The 20,404-nt window shown below is 67.7% G+C and carries 18 protein-coding genes and 1 tRNA gene; 9 read left to right on the top strand and 10 right to left on the bottom strand.

What is annotated here, in order from left to right:
- Both B128_RS0101595 and B128_RS0101590 read right to left on the bottom strand, forming a co-directional pair.
- On the bottom strand, positions 1 to 232 hold a 232-nt coding region (locus B128_RS0101595; protein WP_018110544.1), incomplete at its 3' end, for a transposase family protein.
- A 9-nt stretch (positions 233 to 241) separates the two neighbouring features.
- Complete coding sequence (locus tag B128_RS0101590; protein WP_018110543.1) at positions 242 to 1,993, bottom strand: hypothetical protein; 1,752 nt, start codon at positions 1,991 to 1,993, stop codon at positions 242 to 244.
- A 25-nt stretch (positions 1,994 to 2,018) separates the two neighbouring features.
- On the opposite strand from B128_RS0101590, the gene B128_RS0101585 reads away from it, so the two are divergent.
- From B128_RS0101585 to B128_RS0101550, 8 genes are read left to right on the top strand one after another with little or no spacing between them, the layout of a single operon-like run.
- The gene (locus B128_RS0101585; RefSeq protein WP_018110542.1) at positions 2,019 to 2,774 is read left to right on the top strand and encodes a PP2C family protein-serine/threonine phosphatase; all 756 of its coding nucleotides are present in this window, start codon (positions 2,019 to 2,021) and stop codon (positions 2,772 to 2,774) included.
- Positions 2,774 to 4,729: a protein kinase domain-containing protein gene (locus tag B128_RS0101580; protein ID WP_018110541.1), complete on the top strand. Its 1,956-nt coding sequence runs from the start codon at positions 2,774 to 2,776 to the stop codon at positions 4,727 to 4,729. The genes B128_RS0101585 and B128_RS0101580 overlap by 1 nt, the downstream gene beginning before the upstream one ends.
- Complete coding sequence (locus B128_RS0101575) at positions 4,726 to 5,370, top strand: response regulator transcription factor (RefSeq protein WP_018110540.1); 645 nt, start codon at positions 4,726 to 4,728, stop codon at positions 5,368 to 5,370. The genes B128_RS0101580 and B128_RS0101575 overlap by 4 nt, the downstream gene beginning before the upstream one ends.
- Entirely contained in the window at positions 5,345 to 6,652 is a 1,308-nt protein-coding gene (locus B128_RS0101570; protein ID WP_018110539.1) for a sensor histidine kinase, read from the top strand. Before B128_RS0101575 ends, B128_RS0101570 begins: the two co-directional genes overlap by 26 nt.
- A gap of 24 nt (positions 6,653 to 6,676) precedes the next feature.
- Positions 6,677 to 7,231, top strand: a complete 555-nt coding sequence (locus tag B128_RS0101565; protein WP_018110538.1) for a hypothetical protein — start codon at positions 6,677 to 6,679, stop codon at positions 7,229 to 7,231.
- Between the two features lie 17 nt (positions 7,232 to 7,248).
- Positions 7,249 to 7,686 carry a hypothetical protein gene (locus B128_RS0101560; RefSeq protein ID WP_018110537.1) on the top strand — a complete coding sequence of 146 codons (438 nt, stop codon included), beginning with the start codon at positions 7,249 to 7,251 and terminating at the stop codon, positions 7,684 to 7,686.
- Positions 7,687 to 7,734: 48 nt separating this feature from the next.
- Positions 7,735 to 9,927: a PD-(D/E)XK nuclease family protein gene (locus B128_RS0101555; RefSeq protein ID WP_018110536.1), complete on the top strand. Its 2,193-nt coding sequence runs from the start codon at positions 7,735 to 7,737 to the stop codon at positions 9,925 to 9,927.
- Positions 9,924 to 12,533 carry a UvrD-helicase domain-containing protein gene (locus tag B128_RS0101550; RefSeq protein ID WP_018110535.1) on the top strand — a complete coding sequence of 870 codons (2,610 nt, stop codon included), beginning with the start codon at positions 9,924 to 9,926 and terminating at the stop codon, positions 12,531 to 12,533. Before B128_RS0101555 ends, B128_RS0101550 begins: the two co-directional genes overlap by 4 nt.
- 10 nt (positions 12,534 to 12,543) lie before the next feature.
- On the opposite strand, the gene rpsI is transcribed toward B128_RS0101550, so the two are convergent.
- Both rpsI and rplM read right to left on the bottom strand, forming a co-directional pair.
- Positions 12,544 to 12,930 (bottom strand): 30S ribosomal protein S9, encoded by a 387-nt coding sequence (gene rpsI, locus B128_RS0101545; protein WP_018110534.1) that lies wholly within the window; start codon positions 12,928 to 12,930, stop codon positions 12,544 to 12,546.
- Positions 12,930 to 13,361 carry a 50S ribosomal protein L13 gene (rplM, locus tag B128_RS0101540; protein ID WP_018110533.1) on the bottom strand — a complete coding sequence of 144 codons (432 nt, stop codon included), beginning with the start codon at positions 13,359 to 13,361 and terminating at the stop codon, positions 12,930 to 12,932. Before rplM ends, rpsI begins: the two co-directional genes overlap by 1 nt.
- A 162-nt stretch (positions 13,362 to 13,523) precedes the next feature.
- Between rplM and B128_RS0101535 the strand changes: the two genes are divergently transcribed.
- Complete coding sequence (locus tag B128_RS0101535; RefSeq protein ID WP_425425102.1) at positions 13,524 to 15,152, top strand: CTP synthase; 1,629 nt, start codon at positions 13,524 to 13,526, stop codon at positions 15,150 to 15,152.
- Positions 15,153 to 15,155: 3 nt separating this feature from the next.
- Here the strand turns inward: B128_RS0101535 and B128_RS12570 are convergent, their stop codons facing one another.
- The 6 genes from B128_RS12570 to cycA all read right to left on the bottom strand — a co-directional run bounded on the left by B128_RS12570 (position 15,156) and on the right by cycA (position 20,175).
- On the bottom strand, positions 15,156 to 16,886 hold the full coding sequence (locus tag B128_RS12570; RefSeq protein WP_083922062.1) for a GmrSD restriction endonuclease domain-containing protein: 1,731 nt from the start codon (positions 16,884 to 16,886) through the stop codon (positions 15,156 to 15,158).
- Between the two features lie 33 nt (positions 16,887 to 16,919).
- Positions 16,920 to 17,957: a DUF815 domain-containing protein gene (locus tag B128_RS13305; RefSeq protein WP_169333332.1), complete on the bottom strand. Its 1,038-nt coding sequence runs from the start codon at positions 17,955 to 17,957 to the stop codon at positions 16,920 to 16,922.
- A 41-nt stretch (positions 17,958 to 17,998) separates the two neighbouring features.
- Positions 17,999 to 18,074 (bottom strand) — tRNA-Lys (locus B128_RS0101525).
- Between the two features lie 39 nt (positions 18,075 to 18,113).
- The gene (locus tag B128_RS0101520) at positions 18,114 to 18,728 is read right to left on the bottom strand and encodes a thiamine diphosphokinase (protein ID WP_018110530.1); all 615 of its coding nucleotides are present in this window, start codon (positions 18,726 to 18,728) and stop codon (positions 18,114 to 18,116) included.
- Positions 18,725 to 19,675, bottom strand: coding sequence for an ABC transporter ATP-binding protein (locus B128_RS0101515; RefSeq protein WP_018110529.1), 951 nt, complete (start codon positions 19,673 to 19,675; stop codon positions 18,725 to 18,727). Before B128_RS0101515 ends, B128_RS0101520 begins: the two co-directional genes overlap by 4 nt.
- A 53-nt stretch (positions 19,676 to 19,728) precedes the next feature.
- Positions 19,729 to 20,175 carry a cytochrome C-552 gene (gene cycA / locus B128_RS0101510; protein WP_018110528.1) on the bottom strand — a complete coding sequence of 149 codons (447 nt, stop codon included), beginning with the start codon at positions 20,173 to 20,175 and terminating at the stop codon, positions 19,729 to 19,731.
- Positions 20,176 to 20,404 lie beyond the last annotated feature (229 nt).

Here is a 20,404-nt window from a genome sequence, read left to right as displayed (position 1 = left end):
TTGGGTCCAGACGGTGAAGGAGGAGGGTGAGGATGGTGTGGCCCGGGGGGTTGCGCAGGCCCAGGTGGGGCAAGAGGTGAGGGTTGGCCCGGGCGAAACGTTCCACGCCGCGCAGGGAGTCCACGCGGGCGAGAAAGGCCACCAAGATGAGGGCCAACAAGCCCCACAAGGGATACCGCCGGTTGCGGGCCCTGGGGTCGGGGACTTGGGACAAGGCCTCGCGTAGGGTCATGCCCCCTCTTTACCCCAAGGCCGCATATCGGTCAAGTCTGGGCGTTCCAACCATCATGTAGGCCAGCCGCTGGCCTTCCCGGGCCAGGACCAGGGCCCCTTCCGGGAGCCGGTAGACCAGGAGGTCCTTGAGCCTCCGGGGTACCTCCCCCGCCTGGCCCACGTAGACCGCGTCTTCCCGCAGGCGCACGGAGAGGACGCTCTGGCCGGCCTTGAGGCCCACGGGCTCGGGGGAAAGGGGGAGAAAGTGCACCTCGCCCCCCAGGGTCTCCCGGGTGGGAGGGCGGCGGCCCAGGTATTCCCGCAGGGTCTCGGCCAGGGTCTGGGCCTCTCCTTCCCGCCCCAGGGCCTGGCCCACCTCCTGCAGGAGAGGGGTGGGGTCCGTGGGGCCAAGGCGCCTCAGGGCCAGCTCCAAGGCCTTGCGGGCGAAGTCCTGCAGGGCTTCCTCCGGGGCTTGGCGGTACTTCTTCGCCAATTCCTCCCCGAAGTCCTGGGGGCTGAACTCCCCCTTGAGCCGGGCAGAGAGGGCCCTAAGGAGGCGCAGGTGGGCGTACTCCCCCTTGGGGGAGAGGAGGAGGGCGAGGACCCGTCCCTCGGCCAAGAGTTCGTAGAGCCTGAGGCCGCTGCGGGCCTCCAGCCGCAGGTGGAGGAGGTCTCCCTCCCGCACCGCCCAGACCTCGAGGTCCTCCCAAGGGACCACCAGGGTTTCCTCCAGCACGTGGTCCTCCCCCGCCAGGCCCAGGTGCCAGACCCCTTCTGCCTGGCTTACGGTGAGGACCAGGGGGCCCAGGGCCACCCGGCCCGGGCTCAGGGGCAGGGTGAGGAGGCTTTCCTTGGCCTGGCCGGGCTCGGGTACCTCGGGCCAGGGGGTCTCCCCCTGGGGGGTGGGGAGAAGGTTGAGGAGGGCCAGCACCTTTTCCATGGCCACACGGAAGCGCCGCTTTTCCTCCTCCACGATGAGTTCCCGCCGCCTTTCCTCCTGGGCCTCCTTCTTGAGGCGCTCCTCCAACCGGGCCACCTCCTGGGCGCTGGCCCCCAGGCGCCGGGCTTCCTCCAGGGCCCGTTTAAGGGCCAGGAGGTCCCGTTTGGGGGGAAAGCCGTAGGCCTCCTCCCACTCCAGGATCCGGTTCAGGAAGCGCCGAAGGTAGGTGCGGGTCTCCTCGGGGGGCAGGGGAAGGTCCTGGGGCAGGTGCAGGGCGGTCTCCAGGAACTCCTGGAGGAGGGCCTCGGCCACCTTGGGGTCCTCCAGGTCCAGGAGGCTATCCGAGAGGGAGGGGATGGGGTGGGTGGGGCTGAAGCGGGAGAGGTTGAAGTCCCGCTTGAACCCTTCCTTCTCCCGGTAGTCCAGGTAGTTCTGCAAAAAGGCGTGGATGAGCCGCAGCTCCTCTCGCCGCCCGGTGAGGAGGTCCTTGGCCCGGGTCCGCACCTCCCGGCCCACCCAGAGCCGCCAGACCTTGAGGGCCATGGCCCTCAAGGGCGAGATCCCCGCCGAGGAAGGGGTCTTTTCGGGCTCGGTGGGCACCAGGGTGGGGAGGTCCAGGGGGGGTGGGGTGGGGCTTGGGCTACCTCTCTGGAGCCGCAGGCTCCGGAAGCGGGCGTCGGCCTGGCGGAAGCGCTTGGCTAGGGGACCGGGGAGGCGGGCCTGGGCCAAGAGGGCCCGGAGCTGGAGCAGGGCCTTCTTGCCCCCCTTGGGGGTGCGCCCGGCCACCAGGTCCTCCACCCGGTACTCGTAGAGGTCCACCAGGTCGGCAAGATGCTCCACACTTCCATCCTATACAATGAGGCCGATGCGCCTGGCTCCCCGGTTCAGCGTGGCCGCCGTTTCCCATGTGGGCCGCCGCCAGAACAACGAGGACTTCCACCGGGTGTTGCGCCTCGAGGTGCCCCAGGGGAACCTCCTCCTCCTGGCGGTGGCCGATGGCATGGGGGGGATGGAGGCCGGGGAGTGGGCCAGCAAGGTGGCCATCGAGGCCCTTTCCCAGGCGGTGGCGGCCTACGCCGAGCACCTGAGGACCGGCCGCCCGGCGGTGGGCCTCCTGCGGGTGATGGAAAAGGCCTTCCAGCTGGCGCAAAAGCGGGTGGAAAAGGAGGCGCAAAAGCCGGGCCGCAAGGGGATGGGCACCACCCTCACCGCCTTCCTCTACGCGGACTGGCTGAAGGAGGGGGTAGTGGGCCACATCGGCGACTCCCGGGCCTACCACCTGGTCCGCGGGGGGCTTCGGCGCCTCACCGAGGACCACTCCTGGGTGGCCGAGCGGCTGAAGGAGGGCATACTGACCCCGGCGGAGGCAGAGCGCCACCCCTACCGCAACGTCCTCACCCGGGCCTTGGGCCTGCCCGAGGCCCGGTTTGACCTGAAGACGGTGCACCTGGCCCCCGGGGAGGGGGTGCTCCTGGCCACCGATGGCCTTTACGGTCTGCTCCCTGAGGAGGAGTGGGTGTTGGGCAAGGACCTGCAAGCTTCCCTGGAAAGACTCCTTTCGGAAGCCTTGCGCCGAGGCGGGGATGATAACATCACCGCCGTAGCCTTGAGGGTGGAGTGATGCACCTTCTTCTGGCCCTACTGCTGGTCCTCCTTACCGCCGCCTTGGCCGTGCGGCTCTCCCCGGCCCTCCTCTACTTTCTCCTGGCCCTGTTGGCAGGGGCGGCTTGGGCCACGGGGGCCAGGGGGGAGGTGCTCCTGCCGGGGCTTCTCCTGGGCTTAGGGGTCTTCCTGGCCCCCCGGGTTTACCTGGGCCCCAGGCGCCGCCAGCGGAAGCGGCCACCCCCCAGGGAGAAGCGGGCCAACCCCACCAAGACCACGGAGGAGGCGGAGGCGCTTTCCCAACGCTACGAGATCCTGGAGAAGGTAGGCGTGGGGGGGATGGCCACCGTCTACAAGGCCAAGGAGCGGAAAACGGGCCGGCTTTTGGCCCTCAAGGTCCCCCAGGAGCGCTTCGTGGGCGACCCCCGGTTCGTGCGCCGCTTCCACCGGGAGGCGGAGGTCCTGGCCAAGATGGACCATCCCGCCATCGTCAAGGTCTACGACCACGGTCAGGTGGATGGGGTCCACTTCATCGCCATGGAGTTCCTGGACGGGGAGGGCCTGGACAAGCTCATTGAGGAGCGGCGCCTGTCCTTGCGCCAGGCGGCCTCCATCCTGGCCCGGGTGGCGGATGCCCTCAAGCACATCCACGCCCAGGGCATCGTCCACCGGGACATCAAGCCGGGAAACATCATGGTCCTGCGGGGGGCCCTGAAGGAGAGCGGGGTGGACCCCAGGGGGGTACGCCTCATGGACTTCGGCATCGCCGCCGGCAAGGTCCTCACCCGCCTCACCATCACCGGGGCCCGCATCGGCACCCCGGTCTACATGAGCCCGGAGCAGGCCAAGGGGCAGAAGCTGGACCACCGTTCGGACATCTACTCCCTGGGCATCGTGCTCTACGAGGCCCTTACCGGCCAGCCCCCCTTCACCGGGGGGTACGAGACGGTCATCCACCAGCAGATCTTCCAGGTGCCCACCCCGCCCAAGCAGCTCAAGCCGGAGATCCCCCAGGTGCTCTCCGACCTGGTCCTGCGCATGCTGGAGAAGGACCCGGCCAAGCGGCCCACCCTGGACGAGGTGATCCAGGTCCTCGAGGGCCCCTGGGAGGAGGAGAAGGGCCTGCCCCACCCCCATTACCTCCTCGTGGGGGTGGAGGCCAAGAAGGGTACGGTGCGCCTGCTGGACCCTTCCGGCACCGCCAGCCGGCTCTTTTCCGGCATCGGCTCGGCTCCCGGCCACTTCCCCGCCCCGCCCCTGGCCGTGGCCGCGGACCCCGAGGGGGGGATCTGGGTCTCGGTCTTTGAGCACGGGGCCAAGCTCCTCCACCGCTTTTCCCCCGAGGGGGAGCTTTTGCTGTCCGTGGGGCCCTACGGGATGAAGCCCGGGGAGTTCCTCTTCCCCCTGGCCCTGGCGGTGGCCGATGGAAGCCTTTTCGTCCTGGACGGGGAGACGGCCACGGTGAGCCGCCTGGACCTCAAGGGGCAGTACCAGGGGCGCTTCGGGGGGCAGGGGCCGGGGCGGGGCACCTTCCAAGACCCCAAGGCCCTGGTGGCCTCGGGGGGTTTCCTCTTCGTGCTGGACTACGGCAACCGCCAGGTGCAGCGCCTCACCCTGGAGGGGCGCTACCTCTCCCGCTACGCCTTCCGCCGCTCCAAGGAGGGCCAGGAGCTACGGCTGCTGGGCGGGGTGGGAGCCCAGGGGGAAAGGCTTTACCTCTACGACGTGGAGGCGGCCAAGGTGCGGGTGGTGGACCTTTCCGGGGCCCTCCTGGCCTCCTATTCCCTTCCCCTGCTGGAGGGGGAGGACCGCATGAGTCTGGTGGAGCTTCTGCCCCTAGAGGGGGTCCTCTACGCCGCCCGGCGGGGGTCAAGCCGCATCCACCGCCTGGACCTGCGCACGGGGGAGGCCCTTCCGCCCCTGGAGGTCTACGCCCCGGTGCGCGCCCTGGCCCTGTGGAAGAACCCGGGATGAGGATCCTGCTGGTGGAGGACGACCCAGGGGTACAGGAGGCCTTGGAGCTGGGCCTGGCCCTGGAAGGGCACGAGGTGCGGGCCACGGCCAGCTCCAAGGAGGCTTTGGACCTCCTCCCCTGGGCGGAAGCGGTGGTCCTGGACGTGCTCCTGCCCGAAGGGGATGGGTTTTCCCTCCTCAGGGAAATCCGGGCCCGTTCCGAGGTGCCCGTGCTCATGCTCACCGCCCTGGACGCGGTGGAGTGGCGGGTGAAGGGCCTCAGGGAGGGGGCGGACGACTACCTGGTGAAGCCCTACAGCCTCCAGGAGCTCCTGGCCCGCCTCGAGGCCCTCCAGCGCCGCGCCAGGCGGCAGGAGGAGGTCCTCACCTACAAGGACCTCCGCCTCTACCCGAGGAGGATGGAGGCCTACCGGGGGGAGCGGCGCCTCGCCCTTTCCCCCAAGGCCTTCCTCCTCCTCAAGGCCTTCCTGGAGGCGCCGGAGGAGGTGCTTTCCAAGGAGGCCCTGATGCTCCGGGTCTGGGGGGAGGTGGTGGAGCCCGCCACCCTGGAGGTCCACCTCTCCCTCCTGCGCAAGGCCCTGGGGGAGCCCAGCCCCATCCAGACGGTGCGCGGTTATGGCTACCGCCTTTTCCTCCCTTAGGGGGCGGCTTTTTGCCCTCCTCCTTCTGGCCCTTTGCCTCCTGGCCTTCCCCTTGGCCCTCCTCTCCGCCCGGGAGGCGGAGCGGGCGGCCAGCCAGGACCTCAGGCGGGCCCTCTTTACCCGCCTGTACCTCCTGAGGGAGGAGGGGCCGAGGGAGGAAGAGGCGCTTTTGCTGGAGCTTTTCCGCCTGGCCCAGACCTTCGGCGGGGGCACGGGGTTCGTGGTACGGCGGGAAGGGGTGGCCTTCACCGAGGTTAGCCCCCTGGCCCTCCCACCGGGCCTGCGGGAGGCCCTGGGGGAGGGGAGGGCCTACCAGGGGGTGTGGCAGGGGGTGCTCTACGTGGCCCTGCCGGGGGAGGGGGGAGGGGGGTTTGGCCTGGCGGTGCCCCTGGAGGGGGTCGCGGGCCTGGGACGGCGCCTCCTCCTGCTCTTCGCCACCTGGGGGGGTGGGGTGCTCCTCCTGGTCTATGGCCTTTCCGCCCTGGGGATCGCCTGGGCCCTCCGCCCCCTGGAGCGGCTGGCCCAGGCCCTCAAGGCCCGCCCTCCCCAGGACCTAAGCCCCCTTCCCGACCCCGGGGTGGCCGAACTTGCCCCCGTGGTGGCCGCCCTGAACGGGCGGCTCGCCCAGGTAGCCCAGCTCCTGGAGGAGCTTTCGCAAAAGGAGGAGGCGGCCCGCCGCTTTGCCCGCCACGCCTCCCACGAGCTCCGCACCCCCCTCACCGCCCTCAAGGGCTACCTGGAGGTCCTTAGGCGCACCCCGGAACCCCGGGCCCTGGAGGGGGCCCTGCGGGAGGCGGGCCGCATGGAGGCCCTCCTTTCGGGGTTGTTGCGCCTGTCCCGCCTCGAGGCCACCCCCCTCCGCCCCAGACTCCTGGACCTGCGGACCTTCCTGGAGGGCTTCGGCCTTGCCTTAGAGGGGGAAGGGGAGGTCCTGGCCGACCCCGAGCTTCTGGCCCTGGCGGTGGAGAACCTGCTGGAAAACGCCCAGCGCCACGGGAAGCTGCCGGTGCGGGTCCAGGTGGCGCGGGAGGGGGAGGGGGTTTGGCTCTGGTTCACCGACGCCGGCCCAGGCTTCCCCGAACCCCTCCTCCCCCGGGTCTTTGAGCCCTTCGTCCACGGGGGCAAGGGGACCGGCCTGGGCCTGGCCCTGGTGGCGGCGGTGGCCCGGGCCCACGGGGGGCGGGTGCGGGCGGAGAACCGGGGCGGGGCGGCGGTGGGGCTTTACCTGCCTTTGGCTTCCCTTAAGGTTTCCCCCGGTGCGCCCTTTGGCCAGGAGGCCTAGCCTTACCCTAGGAGGTGATGCGGGATGAAACGGGTGCTTTTAGGTCTCCTCCTCCTCACGGTGGGCCTTTCCCTGGCCCAGGGGGTGGACTACCGCCAGGCGGCGGTGGCCGCGGCCGCTTTGGCCCGCTTGCAGACCGTGGCCCAGGGGGCCACGGGGGAGGAGAAGCTCCTCAAGTGGGCCCAGGAGGTTAAGGTGCGGGCGGAGCGGAGCTATGAGGCCAAGGCCTACTTCAAGGCGGCCCGCGAGGCCCAGGCGGCCCTCCTCCTCTTCCGCGCCGCCCGGGGCGAGCCCCAGCCGGCCCCCCGGATGGGCCAGGGCATGGGGCATGGGTGGGGCCACGAGCGCTTTGCCCCCAGGTTCCGGGACAGGCAGGGGAACCCCGCCCCCAGGCTTCCCCAGGCGGCCCAGGCGCGGGTGGAGCGGGCGGAGAAGGAGCTTGCCTACTACCGGGGCCAGGACCCCTTGGCCAAGGAGCTGGTGGCTGAGGCCAAGGCCCGGCTGGCCAAGGAGCCCGGCAGGGCCCTCCTCCTGGCCCAGGCCGCCTTGGCCCTGATCTCCGCGGAGCGGGGGTTTTAAAGGGCTAACCTGAAGGCATGCGGCGTCTAGGGCCCCTCCTCCTGGTGCTGGCCGCGGGCCTGGCCCTGGGGGAGGGGCCCGCCTGGCCGAGGCCCTCCGCAGAGACCGTCCTCCTGCGCTGCCAGGAGGTGGTGCAGGGGCTTCGCGTCCAGGCCCTTTACCGGGAAGGAGGGGCTTTCCTCGTCCTCCTGGGGGAGGAGAGGCCCCTGCTCCTTCTGGCCCTCGAGGAGGGCCGCCCCCTGCCCCATGCGGGCCCCCTTCGGGGAAGACCCCTGGGCAAAAGGCCCTTGCCCTTCCTGCGGGAGCTCACCCTGGCCCGCCAGGTGGTGGTGCTGGCGGGGGAGTACCGCTGCTTTGTCCTCCACCGGGGCCGGGTGGTGGGGGTGCTCCGGCTGGGACCGGACCTCAGCCCCCTGCCTCTCTTTCCCCCCGGGGAGGCGCCACCCCTTCCCTGAAGCCCCCCTCGGCCGGGCCCTGGTGAGCCGGGCTTAGAATGCTCCCATATGGAGCCCGGCCTCCATGTGGTCCTAGGTCCTCCTGCCTCCGGGAAGACCACCCTGGCTCTGGAGTGGGCCCTGGAGATGCTCGGGCAGAGGGGCCGGGTCTACTGGGTGGGCCTGCCTCACCAGCGGGCCTACGTCTACCGCCTCCTGGGGGCAAAGGGGGCCTTTTTGGGCCTGGAGTTCCTCTCCATCCAGGCCCTCTACTACCGGGTCCTGGCCGAGGCGGGGCGCCTGGGCCCCCCCTTGCCGGGGGCCGGGCGGGTGGCCCTGGTGGGGGAGGCCCTGCGGGAGCTTGGGGGGGAGGTGGCCCCGGGGGAGGCCCGGCTCTTTGCCCGGGCCATCGCCGAGCTGAAGCGCTTTGGCCTCTCCCCCTTCGCCCTGCCCAAGGAGGGGGAGGCAGGGCGTTTGCGCCGGGTCTACTTCCGCTACGAGCGCCTGAAGCGGGGCCACCTGGACTACGACGACTTCCGCTGGCGGGCCCTCCGGGTTCCCTTACGCCTCTTCCCCCGGCCGGACCTGGTGGTGGTAGACGGCTACCGGGAGCTTGGCCCCCTGGACCTGCGCTTTTTGAAGCGCCTGGGCCAGCAGGTCCCCGTCCTCCTCACCCTGGAGCGCCTATCCGAGGGGCTTACCCCCTGGAAGACCCTCTCCCCAAGGCCCCTGCGGCAGGAGGTCTTCGCCCTGGCCAACCCCGTGGAGGAAAGCCGCTACCTCCTCCGGGCCCTGAAGCGGGCCCTGGCCCCGCGGGAGCTGGGCGGGGAGGGGCTAGACCCCTGGGAGGTCCTGGTGGTGGCCCCGGAGGAGCGCATCCCCGGGCTACTCCTCCTCAAGGAGGAGTACGGCCTGCCCCTCTACGACGGCCGGGAGCAGGCCCTGGGGGAAACCGAGGCCGGGGAGCGGGTCTTAGCCCTCCTCAACCCCTTCCCCACCGGGCGGGACCTCCTGGCCCTGGGCTTTGCTGCTCTCGGTCGGAGGGCCCTCCGCCTCGGCCTGGCGGGGGAGGAGGCCTTAGGGCTTTTGGCGGAGCGGGAGGGGCTTCTTGGGGAGTGGCGGGAATTCTTGGCCCTGCGCACCCCGGGGCCTGACCCCCTGGCCTGGGCGGAGGCGGCTTTGGAGCGGCTAGGGGTTTCCCCCAAGGAACCCTTCCTCTCCCGGCTCCGCCTGGCCCTGCAGGCCCACCGGCAAGACCCCCTTCCCTGGTGGCGGAGCCTCCTCCTGGACGAGACCCTGCCCCCCGAGCCCAACCGGGGGGTGGCCCTCCTGCCCCCCTTGCGGGCCACGGGGGTCCGGGCCCGGAGGGCCTACGTGCTGGAGTGGGTGGCGGGGCGCTACACCCTGGGCGAAAGGGAGGACTACTTCCTCCTGGAGGAGTTGCGGGAGCGGGGGCTCCTTAAGGGGCTTCCCAAACGGCTTCGGGGCCTGGACCCCCTCTTCCAGGAGGAGATGGCTACCCGGGGGGAGGAGGTCTTCCTCCTCTACCCGGAGGCGGGGCTTTCTGGGCCCTTAGAGCCCCTGCGCCCGGGCAGGCGGCCCGAGCCCCTGCCACCAAGTAGCCGCCTCGAGGCCCTCCCCTCTAGGCCCTACCACCCCCCACCGCCCCGGGGGAAATCCCCCCCCGGGCACCTGGAGGCCCTGCGCCGCTTCTGGGAGTGCCCCTTCAGGGCCTACCTGGAGCGTTTTGACCTAAGGGCGGACAGCGTCCCCGGCTGGCACCTTCTGCCAGGAGCCCAGGAAGCCCTCCTGCAGGATGGGGAGGTGGGCCCCTGGCTGGCGGCCCATGGGGAGCACCTGGAAGGGATGCAGTTTTGGGTTTCCTGGCCGGGAAAACGCTTCCGCCTGCGCCTGGACGGGGTGCGGCGGGAGGGCCGGGTGCTCCACCTCTACCGCCTCCTCCCCCGGGGGGCCGAGCCCGATCTAGAGAGGCGCTGGACGGAGTGGTACGCCCTGGAGGCCCTGCTGCAGCGGGGGGATGTAGAAGCGGTCCACCTCTGGACCTGGAACTGGCTGGATAAGCCCAAACCCTACCGGAATAGGCCCTTTCGTCAAGGGGAGGCCACCCACCGTCTGGACAGGATCAGGGATCGGCTGGAGGAGGCTCTGGCCAGCTGGCAGAAAGGGGTCTTCCCCGCAAAGCCCGGGAACCACTGCTACACCTGCTCCTTCGCCGATATTTGCCGTAAGGAGGGGGCATGAGGCTTTACGTGGCCTCCGCGGGCACCGGTAAGACCCACGCCCTGGTGCAGGAGCTCCTGAGCCTCCTGCGCCAGGGGGTTCCCCTGCGCCGCGTGGCCGCCGTCACCTTTACCCGCAAGGCGGCGGAGGAGCTCAGGGGCCGCATCCGGAAGGAGGTGGAGGCCCTCCTCCGGGCGCATCCCAGGCCGCCCTTCGCCGAGGAGGCGGGGCGGGAGGTGCACGGGGCCCTTTTCACCACCATCCACGGCTTCATGGCCGAGGCCCTGCGCCATGCCGCGCCCCTTCTCTTCCTGGACCCCGACTTCGCCGTGCTGGACGAGCTCCTGGCCCAGGCCCTCTTCCTGGAGGAGGCCCGGAGCCGCCTCTACCTGGACGGCCTGGATCCGGGCTGGGAAGGCCCCCTGAGCCTGCTCTACCGGAAGCGCTCCCTCGCCCCCCGCTTCCAGGCGGAGGAGGGAGCGGAGGGGGTGGTGGACCTCTTCCACCGGGTCCTGGAGGGATACCGGCGGCGTACCCGGGAGGCCCTGGGCCCGGGGGACCTCGAGGCCCTGGCCCTCCGCCTCCTGGACCACCCCCAGGCCCTGAGGCGGGTGGTGGCGCGCTTTCCCTACCTCCTCGTGGACGAGTACCAGGATGTGAACCCCCTGCAGGGCCGCTTCTTCCAGGCCCTGGAGGGAGCGGGGGTCCGGGTGGTGGCCGTGGGGGACCCCAAGCAGTCCATCTACCTTTTCCGCAACGCCCAGGTGGAGGTGTTCCGCGAGGCCCTGGCCCGGGCCCAGGAGGTGAGGTCCCTTAAGGAGACCCGCCGCCATGCGCGGCAGGTGGCAGCTTTCCTGAACGGCTTCGTGCGCCTTTTCCCTGAGGCGGAGCGGGTGCCCGTGGAAGCGGTGCGGGAGGCAGAGGGCCGGGTGGAGGTCCACTGGGTGGTGGGGGAAGGGGAGCTGGAGGAAAAGCGCCGGGAGGAGGCCCACCTCCTCCTGGACCGCCTCCAGGCCTTGCGGGGGGAGGGGTACGCTTATTCCCAGATGGCGGTTTTGGTGCGAAGCCGGGCAAGCCTTTCCCCTCTGGAGGCCGCCTTCCGCGCCCGGGGGGTGCCCTACGTCTTGAGGCGGGGGCGGAGCTTCTTCACCCGGCCCGAGGTGCGGGACCTCTACCATGCCCTGCGCCTCTCCCTCCTGGAAGGCCCCCCCTCCCCGGAGGAGCGGCTTTCCCTCATGGCCTTCCTGCGGGGGCCCTTCGTGGGCCTGGACCCTCTTGCCCTGGAGGAGGCCTTCCTGGCCGAGGACCCCGTGCCCCTCCTCCCCCAGGAGGCCCAGGGGCGTCTGGAGTGGCTCCGGGGGCTTGCGGGAAGGCGCCCCCTGGAGGCCCTTAAGGCCCTGGCCTGGGACCCCACCTTCCTAAAGCGCCTCTCCCCCAGGGCCCGGGCCAACCTGGACACCCTTCTCCTCCTGGCCGCCGCGGAGCGCTTTCCCGACCTCGAGGCCCTTCTGGAGTGGTTAAAGCTCCGGGCCGAGGACCCCGAGACCGCGGAGCTCCCCGAGGGAGGGGAGGGGGTTCACCTCCTCACGGTCCACGCGGCCAAGGGGCTGGAGTGGCCCGTGGTGGCTGTCTTTGACGTGGCCCGGGGGGAGCGGCCCAACCGGGAGCCCCTGCTGGTGGGCCTTGGGGGAGAAGTGGCCCTGGCGGGGACCAGAGGTTACGAGGCGCTTTCCAAACGCCAGCAAAAGGCCCAGGAGGAGGAAGCCCTCAGGCTCCTCTACGTGGCCCTCTCCCGGGCCCGGGACGTCCTCCTGGTCACGGGAAGCGTCTCCACCCGGCCTGGGCCCTGGGCCCTGGTCCTGGAGAGGCTGGGCCTGGGCCCGGAGAGCCAGGACCCCCAGGTGCACCGCCACTCCCCAAGGGAGCGGGCCTTTTCCCCGCTTCCCCCTAAGGAGGGGCCGCACCCCGCTCCCTACGCCTCCCATAGCCTCTTTCCCAAGCCCTTTCCCCCCGTGTTTTCCCCCAGCGCCCACCGCAAGGCCCAGGGGGAGCCCCGGCCCCTGGCCGAGGCCCTGGAGGCCGAGGCCCTGCCCGAGTACGCCCGGGCCCTGGGGACCCTGGTCCACTACGCCATCGCCCGCCACCTGGACCCCGAGGACGGGGAGGCCATGGCCGGCCTCCTCCTCCAGGAGGTGGCCTTCCCCTTCTCCGAGGAGGAAAGGGCCAGGCTCCTGGAGGAGGCCAGGGGGCTCCTCCGCCGCTACCGGGCCCTCCTGGGGGTGGGGCTTGCCCCTCTGGAGGCCCGGGAGGAGGATTATCCCGAGCTCCCTTTGGCCCTCCCCCTGGCGGGAACGGTCTGGTACGGGGTGCTGGACCGGCTTTACCGGGTGGGAAAGAGGTGGTACCTGGAGGACTACAAGACGGACCAGGAGGTGCACCCCGAGGCCTACCGCTTCCAGCTTGCCCTCTACTGGGAGGCCCTGCGCCGGGCCTGGGGGGTGGAGGCGGAGGCCCGGCTCGTCTACCTGCGCCACCAAAGGGTCCATGCCTTTTCCAAGGAGGAGCTCCTGGAGGCCCTTTGGCAGATGGAAAAGGAGGCCTCCGGGGAGTCCTCCCCGGAGGCCTGAGGAAGGGGCCTCAGCGCTTGGAGTACTGGGGCGCGCGGCGGGCCTTGTGCTTGCCGTACTTTTTGCGCTCCACCACCCGGGCGTCACGGGTGAGGAAGCCCAGGGGCTTCAGCTTGGCCCGGTAGTCGGGGTTGTAGCGGAGGAGGGCCCGGGCCACCCCCAGGCGGATGGCGTCCACCTGGCCGCTCTTGCCGCCGCCGGAGACGGTGATGTAGGCGTCAAAGCGCCCCAGGGCGTCCACCGCCCGCAGGGGCTCCAGGGCGGCCACGGCCCGCACCAGACCCTGGAAGTACTCCTGGAAGTCCTGGCCGTTCACGGTGACCTTGCCGCTTCCGGGCCTGAGGAAGACCCGGGCCACCGCCTCCTTGCGCCTGCCGGTTCCGTAGTACTGCTCCATCACTTGACCTCCAGCTTCACGGGCTTCTGGGCCTGATGGGGGTGGGTGGGCCCGGCGTAGACCTTAAGCCGCTTGAAGAGCCTCCGGCCCAAAGGCCCCTTGGGGAGCATGCCCTTCACCGCGTGCTCCAGCACCCGCTCGGGGTGGGTGGCCAGCATCTTCTCCGCGGGGATCTCCTTAAGCCCCCCCTGGTAGCCGCTGTAGCGGGTGTAGACCTTCTGCTTGAGCTTCTTGCCGGTGAGGCGGATTTTGTCGGCGTTGACCACCACCACGAAGTCCCCCATGGCCAGGTTGGGGGTCCAGTCGGGGCGGTGCTTGCCCCGGAGCAGGGTGGCGATCTGGGTGGCGAGCCGCCCCAGGGTCTTGCCCTCGGCGTCAATGAGAACCCAGCGGGGTTCAATCTCCTTGGGTACGTACGTCTTGGGAAGCATGACCAGGGCCCTCCTTGGGGTACGAAACACCCTGTTCTTGACGGGGGATCGGGGGACCCCGCAAGAACGCCAAAGAAGACTCTACCATAAACCCCTCTCCCTCTGCTAGATGTGGTAGGCTAAAGACCCGTGAACGGGGCTTCCGAGAGCGCCGCAAGGCCCATGAAATACGTGTTCGTGACCGGCGGGGTGGTGTCCAGCCTGGGGAAGGGCATCCTCACCTCCTCCCTGGGGGCCCTCTTCCGGGCCCGGGGCTACCGGGTCACCGCCATCAAGATTGACCCCTACGTGAACGTGGACGCGGGCACCATGCGTCCCTACGAGCACGGGGAGGTCTTCGTCACCGCCGATGGGGCGGAGACGGACCTGGACATCGGCCACTACGAGCGCTTTTTGGACCTGGACCTCTCCCGGGGCAACAACCTCACCACCGGCCAGGTCTACCTTTCCGTCATCCAGAAGGAGCGCCGGGGCGAGTACCTTTCCCAGACCGTCCAGGTCATCCCCCACATCACCGACGAGATCAAGGAGCGCATTCGCAAGGTGGCCCAGGAGCAGCGGGCCGAGGTGGTGGTGGTGGAGGTGGGGGGTACGGTGGGGGACATAGAGAGCCTGCCCTTCCTCGAGGCCATCCGCCAGTTCCGCTTTGACGAGGGGGAGGGGAACACCTTCTACATCCACCTCACCCTGGTCCCCTACCTGGAGACCAGCGAGGAGTTCAAGACCAAGCCCACGCAGCACTCCGTGGCTACCCTGCGGGGGGTGGGCATCCAGCCCGATGCCGTGGTGCTCCGCTCGGTGAAGCCCGTGCCCGAGGAGGTGCGCAAAAAGGTAGCCCTCTTCACCAACGTGCGCCCGGGCCACGTCTTCTCCAGCCCCAATGTGGAGCACCTCTATGAAGTCCCCCTCCTCCTCGAGGAGCAGGGCCTGGGCCGGGTGGTGGAAAGGGCCTTAGGCCTCGAGGCCGTCTTCCCTAACCTTTCCTTCTGGCAGGAGGCGGTGCGGGTTTTGAAGCACCCCGAGCGCACCGTGAGGATCGCCATCGCCGGCAAGTACGTGAAGATGCCGGACGCCTATCTCTCCCTTCTGGAGGCCTTGAGGCATGCGGGCATCCGGCACGGGGCCCGGGTGGAGGTGAAGTGGGTGGATGCGGAGGGCCTCGAGGGAGCCGACTTGGACGAGGCCTTTAGGGATGTTTCCGGCATCCTGGTCCCCGGGGGGTTTGGGGTGAGGGGCATTGAGGGGAAGGTGCGGGCGGCCCAGTACGCCCGGGAAAAGGGAATCCCCTATCTGGGCATCTGCCTGGGGTTGCAGATTGCGGTCATCGAGTTTGCCCGGCATGTGGCCGGGCTCAAGGGGGCCAACTCCACGGAGTTTGACCCCTACACCCCCCACCCGGTCATAGACCTCATGCCCGAACAGCTGGAGGTGGAGGGGCTGGGGGGCACCATGCGCCTTGGGGACTGGCCCATGCGCATCAAGGAGGGCACCCTCCTCCACCGCCTTTACGGCAGGGAGGAGGCCCTGGAGCGCCACCGCCACCGCTACGAGGTGAACCCCCTCTATGTGGACCAGCTGGAGCGGGCCGGCCTGGTGGTCTCCGCCACCACCCCGGGCATGCGTGGGCGGGGGGCAGGGCTGGTGGAGGCCATCGAGCTCAGGGACCACCCCTTCTTCCTGGGCCTGCAAAGCCACCCCGAGTTCAAAAGCCGGCCCATGCGCCCCTCGCCTCCCTTCGCCGGGTTTGTGGAGGCGGCCCTTCGATACAGCGAAGAGAACATGCAGCATTGAAACTCAAATTTCTTCGTAGGGTTCGCCGAGGTGATCGGCGAACCTGTTACCCGTGACTTCTTTTATTTTCTGAAGAATGAGTTTGCCGCGCTCCTGAACAAAAACTTCGTAGTGGTCGTCTGACAGAATGCTTGGTTTGATATCACCTTGAGGGCCTATCCTAATAGGCAAAAGGGCGCCAGCGAAGCGTTCATTCTGAACGCTGAAGTTGCCCTTTTCTACCAAGTCCTTTATGTACTCTGAGGGATTGCGATTAGAAAGAAAGCGGTTGGTTTCTTTGGTAACCGGAACCAAGTTGGCGATGCTGTCAATATACTTCTTTCTTGCTCCAAAAGAGCGAGGGAAGAAGTGATGCATTTCGAAATTTTCAGAAGTTATGGTTGCGCCGGAATAAAAGTCGGATTTAATGTGTCGGCGTAAAAGAGCCAAAGCGGCCTTGTACCTATTGTCACTTTTGGCCAAGCGGACTAGCGTTTCCAAATCTAATTTGACAAGAGGGATGTCTTCTTCTGGCAAGTATCCACTTTTTTGCAAGCTATTTAGGCTTTGATAGTGAACAAAAATCCTGTAATTTGTGGCACGAAATCCACTCTGCATAACGTTGGCGAAAAACCATTGGACCAGTTGATCATGATTTTGAATTAGGAAATTTTCTTGTTTTTTCTCCGATAATCCAGCGAGCACGGAGGCTAAAGCAACGAGCTGGCTTTCTCCAACATAGAATTGGGGTTCTAGTCCACATTCCCGGCGTGCCCAAGTAATAGCCTTTACCAACGCATTTACGGCAGCTTCCCAGTGCTTGATGATGTCGCTTTTGCTAAGGCCAAGTTGCTCGCTTCGAGAAGGTTCCCTTCCCTTCTCCAAAAGGACGATTACTTGTAATAGCCGTTCGCCATCCACATCGAATTCGGATAAAACCGGATGGCTCTGGCGAGCCTTGTCAAATAAGTCCCGAAGGTCAGGGTAGGGGAAATAACGCGCTACAGCCAGATCGAAGGTTGTCAAGCGCGTGCCGGTCGAGTTAATGGTTTCAAAAATCCGACATATGGCTTCAACACCTTCTTGGCCTTCCAATAAGATGTAAGGCACCTGGTAATTGCGTATGGTTTCAAATACCCTATGCACTTTTTGAATAGCCTGCATTGCTCTTTCTTCTTGCTCCGAAAGGTGCTTCAGAAAATATTTGATAACGTATTGTTGTTCCTCACCTTCCAATATTAAATCTGCCCTAATCCAACGACCATTATTCCGGGTAGTATCTTCGCTTTTCCCCTTAGTTTGTTTGATCCAATCCGATCTTTCTTCATGGAAAGATTCGTAAATTTCCCCCAAATCAAACCAATATGTTTTAGATGGGTTTGCGTTTAAGAGAACTCGCACAATGGAAGTTAACCTCTGTTGGCCGTCGAGGATTAGAAACTCTTGTGCTTCGGGAGTCACATCCTTGTTGGAAGGAGCATCTTTGTTATCAAGTTCAAAGTTTTGATTGTTTATTGAATCAGCATGCTCGAAATCCGCAATGGCAGCTTGCAGCGAGCGGGTGCTCAATTGGATGTCGGGGCTCGGTTCTAAAAGCAAAAGGGAGCCTATGGGATAGTTTCGTGCAATGGAGTCGATCAGGAGTGCTACTTGAGCTTCATTCCACACAAAATCCCTTTGAAACTGAGGCAACTTAAATTGTCCCGCCTTGGCTTTTTTGAGCAATTGCCTTATTGAAAGAGAACCTGTTTGCATGCCCAAATTCTAAATGGTGCGGATTGAGGGTGGTCAAGGGGTTGTACCCAATTGAGAGAGGGCGAACTGCCGGGCCACCCGTCCGGAGAAACCCTTCTGCAGGGCGAAGCGCAGGGCCTCGGCCTCCTCGGCCGGGGTTAGGGTCCGGCCCAGGTGGTGGGCCACGGCCTTTAGGTAGAGGCCCTTGTCAAAGGGGGGGAAGGTGAGGACCAGGCCGAAGCGCTCTGAAAGCGCCAGGGCGTCCTGAAGGGCGTCCCAGGCCTGGGGGCCTTGGTCGGGAAGGGGGTTTTCCCCCAGGTGGCGCACCAGGTGGCGGCGGTTGGAGGTGGCCACCAGGAGGACGTTCTCCGGGGGGCCCTCCAGGCTCCCCTCCAGGAGGGCCTTGAGGTGATGGAAGGCCTCCCCTTCCGGATCCAGGGAGAGGTCGTCCAGGAAGAGGAAAAAGCGGTGGGGAAGGAGCCCAAGCCGCTCCAGGAGGGCTTCCAGCCGGGGAAGGGCCTTGGGCTCCACCTCCACCATTCGGGCTCCCGGCAGGTGGAGGAGGCTCTTGGCGGCGGTGCTTTTCCCCGTGCCCCGCGCGCCGTAGAGGAGGGTGTGGAGGGCGGGCTTTCCCGAAAGGAAGCGGCGGGCATTTTCCCGGAGGGCCTTCAGCTGCTCCTCGTACCCCACCAGCTCGTCCTCCTGGGGCAGGCGGGGGTGGGGGAGGGGGTGGACCTCCTCCCCGAAGCGGAAGGCCCGGTAAAGGGCAAAGGGGTAGGGGCCGTGGGCCTTGAGGACCTCCACCAGGGCCTCGGGGTCGCGGGCCAGGAGGGCTTGAAGGGCCCCCTCCTCGGCGGGATGGGGGGGGCGTTCCCCCAGGTCGCCCAGGGGGAAGTCCTGACGGCGGCGCTCCAGTTCCAGGAAGAGGGCCTCGAGGTCCTGCCGGATTAGGCCGAGAAGCCCTGGGGTAGGCCTCAGGGCCCGCCAGGCCCAGGGGGCCTGGAGGAGGGCCTGGGCGAAGGCGTAGCCCCAGGGTTCCCCTCGGGGCAGGTCCAGCTCCAAGAGGTCCAAGGGAGTAGCGGCCAGGCGCATGCCCCCCATGATAAAAGCCCCCGGGTTTCCCCGGGGGGCCTTGGTGGGCCGCACAGGACTCGAACCTGTAACCCACCGATTAAGAGTCGGTTGCTCTACCGGTTGAGCTAGCGGCCCAAACGCCAAACGATAGTTTAGCCGTAGCGGCAAGGGGTGTCAAGGGAAGAGGTAGAGGAGGGCCCTGCCCCTTTCCACCGCCACCCGGATGGGCCCCAGGGCCCGGTTCTCCAGGGTGAGCGTGGTGGCCCTCAGGGGCGTGGGGGGTAGGTCCCACCGGGCGCCCTCCACCGCCAGGGTGGCCTCGGGAAAGGGGAGGAGGCTGAAGGGGCTTTCTGGCTCCAGGGGGAATGCGTGGGCGCCCGGGAGTAGGGGGAAGGCCCGGGTGAGGCCGTCCCCGAGCTCCACCCTTACCCCCCTTTCCGCCAGGGCAAAGGCCAGCTCCAAATGAGCCAGGGTGTGGTCCAGCCGCCCCCCAAGGGCCCCCAAGAGGAGGACCTCCTCCGCCCCCAGGGCCAGGGCCCGCTCCACCAGGGCCTCCCCGTCCGTCTGGTCCTTTTCCCGGGGCAGGACCTCCCTGGGGGCCTGGAGGGCCTCCTGGAGCCAGGGGGGGCTGGAGTCAAAGTCCCCCAGCCAGAGGTCCAGGGGAAGCCCCAGGGCCAGGGCGTGCCGCCCCCCGGAGTCCGCCGCCAGAAGGCGGTAGCCCCTAAGCCTTTCCCTCAGGGCCTCCGTCACCAGTAGGGGCCCTCCCAGGAGCAGGGCCAAGCGCCTCATCCTTCCAAGGGTACCGCCCGGGCCCGGTCCAGGTGGAGGCCCACCTCGGCCCCCTCTTTGGGGCCCTCGAGGGCCTCCAGGTAAAGCCGCACCCCCATGGCCCGCACCCAAAGCCCCACCCGGCTCCCGAAGAAAAGGCGCTCCTCCACCACCCCCTTCACCTCCCCCCCGAGGCCCAGGGCCTGGGGAGGAAGGAGGTGGCGTTTGGGAGGAAGCCCCAGGGCGCGGCTTTCCTCCGGGGAAAGCAGGTTCTTGTGGCCCAGGAAGCGGGCGGTCCAGGCGTCCTTGGGCCTAGCGTACACCTCCTCCGGCGGGCCCACCTGGACCAGGCGGCCTTCCCGCAGTACCGCCACCCGGTGGGCCAGGAGGAAGGCCTCCCCCTGGTCGTGGGTCACCACCAGGGTGGTGATGCCCTCCGCCCTCAGGGTCCGGCGCAGGAAGAGGAGAAGCTCCTCCCGCAGTCTCAGGTCCAGGGCGCCCAGGGGCTCGTCCAGGAGGAGGAGGCGGGGCCTGGCGGCCAGGGCCCGGGCCAGGGCCACCCGCTGTTGCTCCCCTCCAGAAAGCCCCTGTGGGCGCTTCTTGGCGTGGGGAAGGAGTTCCATCCTTTCCAGGAGTTCTTTCACCCTAGCCTCCCGCTTTGCCTTGGGCCAGCGGGCCTCCACCAGGCCGAAGGCCAGGTTCTCCGCCACCGTGAGGTGGGGAAAGAGGGCGTAGTCCTGGAAGAGGAAGCCCACCCCCCGCCTTTCCGGGGGCAGGGGAGTGAGGTCCAGCTCCCCGAAGCGGACAAACCCCCGGTCAGGGGGGAGCAGGCCGGCGATCAGCCTGAGCAGGGTGCTCTTGCCGCTTCCTGAGGGGCCGAGGAGGGCCAAAACCTCCCCCTCCTCCACCCTCAACTCCAGGCCCAGGCGGAAGCCGGGGAAGGCCTTTTCCAGGGAAAGCTCCAGCACCCCTCCATTAAAAAGGACCTGGGGCCCTTGGGCCCCAGGTCTTGCTTTCAGCTTTACTTCAGGCCCAGCTTCTGCCGTTCGGCCAGCACCTGCTGGGGGGTAAGCTTCTTCTCCCGCAGGGCCTTGACCTCGGCCGCGGTGAAGGGCTTGAAGCCCTGGACCTTCTTGTCGTCGCCCCAGGCGGTGGCGATGTGGTTCAGGATGGCGGCGATCTCCTCGTCCTTGAGGCCGTTGAAGCCAGGCATGGCCCCGTTGTACTTCATGCCCTTGACCTCAATGGACCCCTGGAGGCCCCAGAGCATCACCTGGATGAGGAACTCCCGCCCCCCCTGCTTGCTCAGGATTTCCGCCACGTGCCCGGCCAGGGGCGGGAAGGCGCCGGGTATGCCTTGGCCGTTGGCCTGGTGGCACCCCGCGCACTGGGCATAGAGCTTCGCGCCATCCGCCTGGGCCAGGGCCAGGCCGCCGAGAAGGAGGAAAGCCATAAGGGTCCGCTTCATCTTTACCCTCCGGGGTATTAGGGTATTTTGTCCCTCCTCAGCCGTCAAGGGTCCGTTAAGGGTTAGGGGTTTAGCCTTTCTTAAGTTAGCCTCCTCTATGGCTTAACTGGGTTTGGGGGAGGGAGGGGTTTGGGGTGGGTGGACGGGACCCAAGGGGCAGTGCGTCCTGGGTTTTTACGGGTGGATAGCGGGGGTATTTGGTCAAGGGGGGTGCGAAGCGGTGTGTGAC

It is taken from the genome of Thermus igniterrae ATCC 700962, from assembly GCF_000376265.1.
Lineage (GTDB): Bacteria > Deinococcota > Deinococci > Deinococcales > Thermaceae > Thermus > Thermus igniterrae.
The sequence above is the reverse complement of the archived record's forward strand: the minus strand, read 5'-3'. Positions and strand labels throughout refer to the sequence as shown.